The organism is Streptomyces spongiae, from assembly GCF_009377185.1.
Lineage (GTDB): Bacteria > Actinomycetota > Actinomycetes > Streptomycetales > Streptomycetaceae > Streptomyces > Streptomyces spongiae.
In genome coordinates this window covers 1-8,112 of the sequence record NZ_VJZC01000464.1, presented here as the reverse complement: position 1 = coordinate 8,112, position 8,112 = coordinate 1, and the positions used below count along the sequence as shown (strand labels likewise).

Below are 8,112 nucleotides of genomic sequence, written 5' to 3'. Positions count from 1 at the left end.
AAAGGACAGGCGCCTCGGGGTGGGGACTGGGGGATGCCCATCTCGACCACGATCGTGTCGGAGCGGGCCGCGAGGAGGGTGTCGAGGGCCGTGCCCATCCAGGGGTGACGGTGCTCGTCACGGACCACGGCGACGATCCGGCGGGAGCCCGCGGCCGCCAGGGCCGCCTGTCCCGCCTCCTCCCCCGAGAAGCTCGCCGTCTCCGTGCCGGGGCACAGCCGGGCCAGCTCCGCCGCGACACCCCAGGGGGTCTCGGCCCCGACGGCGATGTTGGCGACCGGGGTGAACGCGGCCACGAAGGGTGGCGCGCTCACGGGCTCGTACGTCGTGGAGCGTGTCAGTGTCAGCGCCCGTCGGGCGGCCACGAGGCCGATGTCGGCCGGAGTCCCGTCGCCGCTCTCGGGGGTGCACGTGGCGGTCCAGGCCGCCAGCCTCCGTACCCTGGCCGCCGCGTCGGCCAGGCGCTCCTCGGGCAGTTCGCCGGAGTGAACGGCCAGGACGAGGGCGTCCCGCAGGTGTCGTACCGTCTCGTCGTCCGCGAGGCCGCCGCCGACGCAGATCGCGTCCGCGCCCGCGGCGATGGCGAGGGCGCTGCCGCGTCCGATGCCGTACGTGGCGGCGATGGCCTGCATCTCGATGCCGTCGGTGACGATCAGGCCGTCGTAGCCGAGGTCCTTGCGGAGGAGGTCCGTCAGGACGCGGCGGGAGAGGGTCGCGGGGTGGTCCCCGTCCAGGGCCGGGACCAGGATGTGGGCGGTCATGATCGCCTTGGTGTCCGCGGCGATCGCGGCCCGGAACGGGGCCACGTCCCGGGCCTGGAGCACCGACTGCGCGGCGTCGATCCGGGGCAGCGCGTGGTGGGAGTCCACCGCCGTGTCGCCGTGCCCGGGGAAGTGCTTCGTGCAGGCCGCGACGCCGGCGGCCTGGAGCCCGGAGACGTACGCGGCCGTGTGCCGGGCCACGAGGTCGGGGTCGGCGCCGAAGGAGCGGACACCGATCACGGGGTTGGACGGGTTGGCGTTGACGTCCGCGGAGGGGGCCCAGTTCAGGTTGACCCCGCACTCCGCGAGGCGGCGGCCCAGCGCGTGGGCCACCTCGCGGGTGAGCTCCACGTCGTCCACGGCGCCCAGCGCGTGGTTGCCCGGGTAGGAGGAGCCCGTGCGCACCTCCAGGCGGGTCACGTCACCGCCCTCCTCGTCGATGGCGACCAGGACCTCGTCGTACTCGGCGCGCAACTGGGCTGTCAGCGCGGCGAGTTGCTCGGGTGAGGTGATGTTGCGGCCGAACAGGCCCACGGAGGCCAGGCCCTCGCCGAGGCGGCGCAGCAGCCAGTCGGGGGCGGTGGTGCCCACGAAGCCGGGCTGGAGGACGGTCAGGGCGTCGCGTGTCAGGGTGTCCGCCCCGTGTGCGAGTGTCGTCATGGGCGGAGTCATCCCTTTACTGCGCCGGAGGTCAGGCCCGAGGCCATGTTCTTCTGCACGAACATGAAGAAGACGACGACGGGGATGGCGATGAGCGTGGACGCCGCCATCAGCGCGCCGTAGTCGGTGCCGCGGGACGTGGTGAAGTTCATCAGCCACACGTTCAGCGTGTACTTGTCGTTGTCCTGGAGGACGATGTACGCCAGCAGGTACTCGTTCCAGGCGTTGATGAGCGAGAAGATCGAGGCGGCGGCGAGGCCCGGGGCGAGCAGCGGGAGGATCACGCGCCAGAAGGCGCCCATCCTGCTGCATCCGTCGACCATCGCGGACTCCTCCAGTTCCTTGGGGATGTTGACGACGAAGCCGCGGATCATCCACGTGGCGAAGGGCAGCGAGGAGACCAGGTAGAGGACGATGACGCCCCAGTACTGGTTGAGCCCGCCGAGTTCGTTGAGCTGGATGTAGATGGGGATGAGCATCGCGGTCGGCGGCAGCAGCTGGACCGCCAGCAGGATCATCATGAAGGCCTTGCGGCCGATGAACTGGAAGCGGGCGATCGCGAAGGCGGCGATCGTCGACAGGAGCATCCCGCCGAGCACGGAGGTGCCGCAGATGATCAGGCTCGACTGGATCGCCGACCCGAAGTTCGGCATGTCGACGGCGCGTTGGAAGTTGTCGAGCGTGAAGGAGCTGGGCCACAGCGTCTGGTCGTAGCTGCGGATCTCGTTGTTCGGCCGCAGTGCGCTGATCACCAGCCAGTAGACCGGGAAGGCCATGACCACGAAGGCGACGACACCGACGAGGTTGTGGACGTGCCGGCTCCGGGTCTTGCGGTCGGGGCGGTACGCGGGGCTCTTGCCCGACGGGCGGACCGTCCCGCGGCTGGGTGCGGTGACGCTCACTCGACCTCTCCGATCTTGAGGAGCTGACGCAGGTAGTAGACGGCCACGCCGGACAGCAGCAGGACCGTGATCAGGGAGATGGCGGCGCCCTGGCTGAAGGAGTTCGACTCGAACGCCTTCTCGTAGTAGTAGGTGCCGAGGAGGTTGTACTCGGGTTCCGGCTTGTTCCCGCGGATCAGGAAGACCTGGCCGAAGACGTTGAAGTCCCAGATCACCGACAGGGTGGCGATCATCTGGAAGACCGGCTTGATGACCGGCCAGGTGACGAAGCGGAAGACGCCGGTGGCACTGGCCCCGTCGAGGGAGGCCGCCTCCTCCAGTTCCCTGGGGACCTGGGTGAGGGCCGCGTACAGCGTGATGACGACGAACGGGACGGCACCCCATACGACGACGGCACCGATGATCAGGAAGCCCTGCTTGGGGTCGAGCCACCAGTTGTGCCCGCGGAAGTCGAGCCCGAGGTATTTCGTCAGCACCATGTTGAGGACGCCGTAGTCGGAGTCCGCGAACCAGCGGAAGATCGAGGTGGCGACGAGCAGGGGCATGGCCCAGGCGGCGACGAGGGCACCGGTGAGGGCGAGGCGCACCCCTTTCGCCATGCGCTGCATCGACAGGGCGAGGAACAGCCCGAGGCCCATGGTGGCCACGACGCAGACGGTCATGAAGAGGACGGTCCGCCAGACGACGTCCCAGAACTCGCCGTCACCGAAGATGTCGGTGAACTGGTCGAAGCCCACCCAGGGTGCCGCTTCCCCGGTCCACAGCTCACGTCTGCCCACGTCCTGGAAGGACATGATCACGGTCTTGATCAGGGGCCAGACGAACACGGCGGCCAGCGCGACGATGGTGGGGGCGATCAGCAGGTACGGCAGAAGGGGGCCCACACGACGCTTTCTGGTCCCCTTGGCCGGTCCGCTGTCCGGAGGGCCGGAGGGACTCGCCGGGGTTCCGGACTCCGGTTGACCCGGCTTCCGAGGGACGGGTACCGGAGGGTCGGCTGCTTTCATGTCGGCGGCGCTCACTGTGCTGGCCTTCCGTTCGCCTGGGTGATTCAGGAGGTCACTGGGTCAGGACCGTCCGTCGACGGGCCGGGTCGGGACGGCCCGTCGACGGATCGGCGACCTCGTCGAGGTCAGGAAACCTCGTCGATGTCGAGATCAGGAGGCCTCGTTGATCAGGCCGTCGATCTCCTTGTCGGCGGCCTTGGTGGCCTCCTCGACCGACTTGCCCTTGAGGATGTCGAGCAGCATCAGCTCGAGCGTTTCCTTCTTCTCGACCGCGGCCCAGCCCGGCGCGATGGGGGTGAACCAGGCGTCCGGCACGGCGTTGGCGATCGGCGCCGTCTCGGGCTTGCTCTTCAGCGGCTCCAGCTGCTTGGTGTTGTTGGGCAGGATGTTCTTGGCCGCGAGGGCCGCCTCCGACTTCTCGTTGGTGAACAGCGAGATCCAGTACTCGCCCAGGTCCTGGTTCTTGGACTTGGAGATGGTGGCCAGGTCGGAACCGCCGATGAAGGACGGGAGCGTCTTGCCGTTCGGGCCGGGCATGGCGCCGGTGCCGATCTTGTCCTTCAGCTTGGGGTTGCCGTTGGCCGCCGGGTCGATGACGCTTCCGGCCTCCCAGCCGTTGCCGTAGATCAGGCCCGCCTTCTCGTTCGCCATGACGTTGGCGTGGTCCTGCTCGTCCTTCGTCTGGTCGCCGTGGTTGTACTTCTTGACCAGGTCGACGAAGTGCTGGATGCCCTCCTGCGCCTCCGGAGAGGACAGCGTGGCCTTCCACTTCTTGGCGGACTCGTCGTACTCGGCGATCTTGCCGCCGTACGCGGCGACGTACGACATCGCGGCGTACCAGTAGCGGCCCGGCAGGTAGAGGGCGGAGAAGGCCTTGTCCTTCTTGCCGTACTTCTTCTGTACCTTGTCGAGCGCCTTGGTCAGGGCCGTCTCGGTCTCGGGGAGCGCGTCGCTGCCCGTGGCGGCCTTGAACATGGGCTTGTTGTAGATCGCCACGCGCGCACCGGCGTAGTAGGGCACGCAGTAGAGCTTGCCCTCGTAGCTACAGGTGTCCTTGAGGCCGGAGATCCAGGTGTCGGAGTTGTCGTACTTCTTGGCGTCGATCTCTCCGAGGGCACCGTTGAGGATGTAGGTCATCGTCTCGGTGTTGCCGAGCTCGACGACGTCGGGGAACGAGTCGCCGGCGAGGGCCGCGTCCAGCTTCTTGGTCTTGTCGCTCCACTGCTGGTACTGGATCTTGACCTTGACGCCCGGGTACTTCTTGTTGAACTCGGTGTTGGCCTGCTTGACCAGTTCCGGCCAGGTGCTCTGGGCGTCCGTCATGAGCCAGACGGTCAGATCGCCCTTGCGGTCCTTCGGATCCTTGGCCGACTCGCTGTCGCCGCCCCCACACGCCGCGACCGAAAACATCATGCCCGCGATACCGATCGCGGCTATCAGCTTGCGCTTCACGCCACCCTCCTCAGGGATGCCACGAACCCCCCTGCCCACCGCGGTGACATACGACGAAGTACTGCCCGTGGGGCCGGGACACTGGACCAATGGTGTAGACCAGTGCGCAGAGCTTGGCTCAGACCAAATGGCCTGTCAAGGGGGCTGGAGTGGCCTCTCACCAGCCGTTATGCGACCTACATATGCAGGAACCTTTAAGTAAGAAACCGGCGAAATCAGCAGGCCACGCCTGCGCACTTCGGGTAGACCATTTAAATGCGGTGGACTAGACCAGCGAGAAGCGCGAAGGTATACAGAGGGGATCACGGGGCGCGCGGGGGACACCCGCGCGGAAAGCCGTGCCACGATGTGAGCCGTGACCGAGATCCATCGGTCGCGTCGGCACAGGGAGCCGGGAAGGCGGAGCATGAGCACCGACGTCAGCAGTGCGGAGAACGAGAGCGGAACGACCGTCCGTACCGCGCGCGTGCCCAAGTACTACCGCCTGAAGAAGCACCTCCTCGACATGACGGAGACCCTGCCGCCGGGCACGCCGGTACCGCCGGAGCGCACACTGGCCGCCGAGTTCGACACCTCGCGCACAACTGTGCGACAGGCCCTGCAGGAGCTGGTCGTCGAGGGACGGCTGGAGCGCATCCAGGGCAAGGGCACGTTCGTCGCGAAGCCGAAGGTCTCCCAGGCCCTCCAACTCACCTCGTACACCGAGGACATGCGCGCCCAGGGCCTCGAACCCACCTCGCAGCTCCTCGACATCGGCTACATCACCGCCGACGACACGCTCGCCGGGCTGCTCGACATCACCACCGGCGGACGGGTGCTGCGCATCGAGCGGCTGCGCATGGCGAACGGCGAACCGATGGCGATCGAGACCACCCACCTGTCCGCCAAGCGCTTCCCCGCGCTGCGCCGGTCCCTGGTCAAGTACACGTCCCTCTACACGGCGTTGGCCGAGGTGTACGACGTGCACCTCGCCGAGGCCGAGGAGACCATAGAGACGTCCCTGGCCACGCCCCGCGAGGCCGGCCTCCTCGGCACGGACGTCGGCCTGCCGATGCTGATGCTCTCCCGCCACTCCCTGGACGGGGAGGGCAAGCCGGTGGAGTGGGTGCGGTCCGTCTACCGAGGTGACCGGTACAAGTTCGTGGCGCGGCTCAAGCGGCCACAGGACTGAGCCGGTTGAGGTGCACGCGGTGTAGCGCAACGGCTGTTCCTGCCTTACGGTCCTCCCGTCTCCGCATGGACGGGAGGACCACCCGATGCGCACCACCGGTGAGCACACAACCTCCGCATCCGATATCCGGACGGGGGGTTCCGTACGGCGAAAACGTCCCTTACATTTCCTGCGCGTCGCACAGGTGATCAGTGAGGGGACGGAGCCGCCACATGTCAGATGCGCCTGAAGTGAAACCGCCGGTGGGGACACCGGTACGGGTGACACCGATGCGGGTGGTCATCGCCGTCTGCCTGCTCGCCCCGTTCGTGGCGATGCTCTGGGTCGGCTCGTACGCCAAGACGGACCCGGCGTTCATCGGCATCCCCTTCTTCTACTGGTACCAGATGGCCTGGGTGCTCATCTCCACGGTCCTCACCGCGACCGCGTACAAGCTGTGGCAGCGTGACCAGCGCGATCAGCGCGCCCGCGCCACGTCGAAGGGCGGTGCGGACGCGTGAACGACGGCGTGAACGGCGTGGCACTCGCCGTCTTCATCTTCTTCTTCCTGGCCGTCACGGTCATGGGCTTCCTGGCCGCCCGCTGGCGCCGGGCCGAGAGCGACAGTCTCGACGAATGGGGCCTGGGCGGACGGTCGTTCGGCACCTGGATCACCTGGTTCCTGCTCGGCGGCGACCTGTACACCGCCTATACGTTCGTGGCGGTCCCGGCGGCGATCTACGCGGCGGGCGCGGCCGGTTTCTTCGCCGTGCCCTACACGATCCTGGTCTATCCGCTGATCTTCACGTTCCTGCCCCGCCTGTGGTCGGTGTCCCACAGGCACGGGTACGTGACCACGTCGGACTTCGTGCGCGGCCGGTTCGGTTCGAAGGGCCTGTCGCTGGCGGTCGCCCTCACCGGCATCCTGGCGACGATGCCGTACATCGCACTCCAGCTGGTCGGTATCCAGGCCGTGCTGGACGTGATGGGCGTCGGCGGCGGCGAGAACACCAACTGGTTCGTCAAGGACCTGCCGCTGCTGATCGCCTTCGGTGTGCTGGCCGCGTACACGTACTCCTCGGGTCTGCGTGCCCCGGCGCTGATCGCGTTCGTGAAGGACACGCTGATCTACATCGTCATCGCGGTGGCGATCATCTACATCCCGATCAAGCTGGGCGGCTTCGACGACGTCTTCACCAAGGCCGGGGAAGCGTTCTCGCAGGTGAACCCCGTGACGGAGAAGCCGCGCGGGGCGCTGGTCCCGGCCGAGGCGAGCCAGTGGACGTACGCGACCCTGGCCCTCGGCTCGGCTCTCGCGCTCTTCATGTACCCGCACTCGATCACGGCGACGCTGTCCTCGAAGAGCCGTGAGGTGATCCGCCGCAACACCACGATCCTGCCGCTGTACTCCCTGATGCTGGGCCTGCTCGCGCTGCTGGGCTTCATGGCGATCGCGGCCGGGGTCAAGGTCACCAACGGGCAGCTGGCCATCCCGCAGCTGTTCGAGAACATGTTCCCGGCCTGGTTCGCGGGTGTGGCCTTCGCGGCGATCGGCATCGGCGCGCTCGTGCCGGCGGCCATCATGTCGATCGCGGCCGCGAACCTCTTCACCCGCAACATCTACAAGGACTTCATCAAGCCCGACGCGACGGCCGCGCAGGAGACCAAGGTCTCGAAGCTGGTGTCGCTGCTGGTGAAGGTGGGCGCGCTGGTGTTCGTCCTGACGATGGACAAGACGGTGGCGATCAACTTCCAGCTCCTGGGCGGCATCTGGATCCTGCAGACCTTCCCGGCGCTCGTCGGCGGGCTGTTCACGCGCTGGTTCCACCGGTGGGCGCTGCTCGCGGGCTGGGCGGTCGGCATGGTGTACGGGACGGTCGCCGCGTACGGGATCGCCTCGCCTACGAACCCTTCCCAGAAGCACTTCGGCGGCTCCAACGCGGAGATTCCGGGGCTCGGCGAGATGGGCTACATCGGTCTGACGGCGTTCGTGCTGAACGTGGTCGTCACGGTGGTGCTCACCTTCGTTCTGCGGGCGGTCAAGGCGCCCGACGGTGTCGACGAGACGAAGCCGTCGGACTACACGGCGGACGCGGGCGACGCGGGTGTCGCGGTGGAGCTGCCTCCGGCTACGGCGGGGTCGGCCCACTAGCGGCTGTCCGCGGGCGGGGGTGACGGGG

General features: G+C 67.6%; 7 protein-coding genes. 3 read left to right on the top strand and 4 right to left on the bottom strand.

Annotated elements, in window-relative coordinates:
• The 4 genes from FNH08_RS38265 to FNH08_RS38250 all read right to left on the bottom strand — a co-directional run.
• On the bottom strand, positions 1-1,421 hold a 1,421-nt coding region (locus tag FNH08_RS38265), incomplete at its 3' end, for a glycoside hydrolase family 3 protein (RefSeq protein ID WP_152776127.1).
• A gap of 8 nt (positions 1,422-1,429) precedes the next feature.
• Entirely contained in the window at positions 1,430-2,323 is an 894-nt protein-coding gene (locus FNH08_RS38260) for a carbohydrate ABC transporter permease (protein ID WP_322726163.1), read from the bottom strand.
• A complete protein-coding gene (locus FNH08_RS38255) occupies positions 2,320-3,345 on the bottom strand; it encodes a carbohydrate ABC transporter permease (protein WP_322726162.1) in 1,026 nt (341 codons plus the stop codon). The genes FNH08_RS38260 and FNH08_RS38255 overlap by 4 nt, the downstream gene beginning before the upstream one ends.
• A 135-nt stretch (positions 3,346-3,480) precedes the next feature.
• A complete protein-coding gene (locus tag FNH08_RS38250; RefSeq protein WP_322726161.1) occupies positions 3,481-4,782 on the bottom strand; it encodes a sugar ABC transporter substrate-binding protein in 1,302 nt (433 codons plus the stop codon).
• A gap of 406 nt (positions 4,783-5,188) precedes the next feature.
• Here FNH08_RS38250 and FNH08_RS38245 point away from each other — a divergent pair, with 406 nt between their 5' ends.
• The 3 genes from FNH08_RS38245 (at position 5,189) to mctP (ending at position 8,084) form a co-directional block, all read left to right on the top strand.
• Positions 5,189-5,953 (top strand): GntR family transcriptional regulator, encoded by a 765-nt coding sequence (locus FNH08_RS38245; protein ID WP_152776125.1) that lies wholly within the window; start codon positions 5,189-5,191, stop codon positions 5,951-5,953.
• A 212-nt stretch (positions 5,954-6,165) separates the two neighbouring features.
• Positions 6,166-6,453, top strand: a complete 288-nt coding sequence (locus tag FNH08_RS38240) for a DUF3311 domain-containing protein (RefSeq protein ID WP_152776124.1) — start codon at positions 6,166-6,168, stop codon at positions 6,451-6,453.
• A complete protein-coding gene (gene mctP / locus FNH08_RS38235) occupies positions 6,450-8,084 on the top strand; it encodes a monocarboxylate uptake permease MctP (RefSeq protein ID WP_322726160.1) in 1,635 nt (544 codons plus the stop codon). The genes FNH08_RS38240 and mctP overlap by 4 nt, the downstream gene beginning before the upstream one ends.
• Positions 8,085-8,112 lie beyond the last annotated feature (28 nt).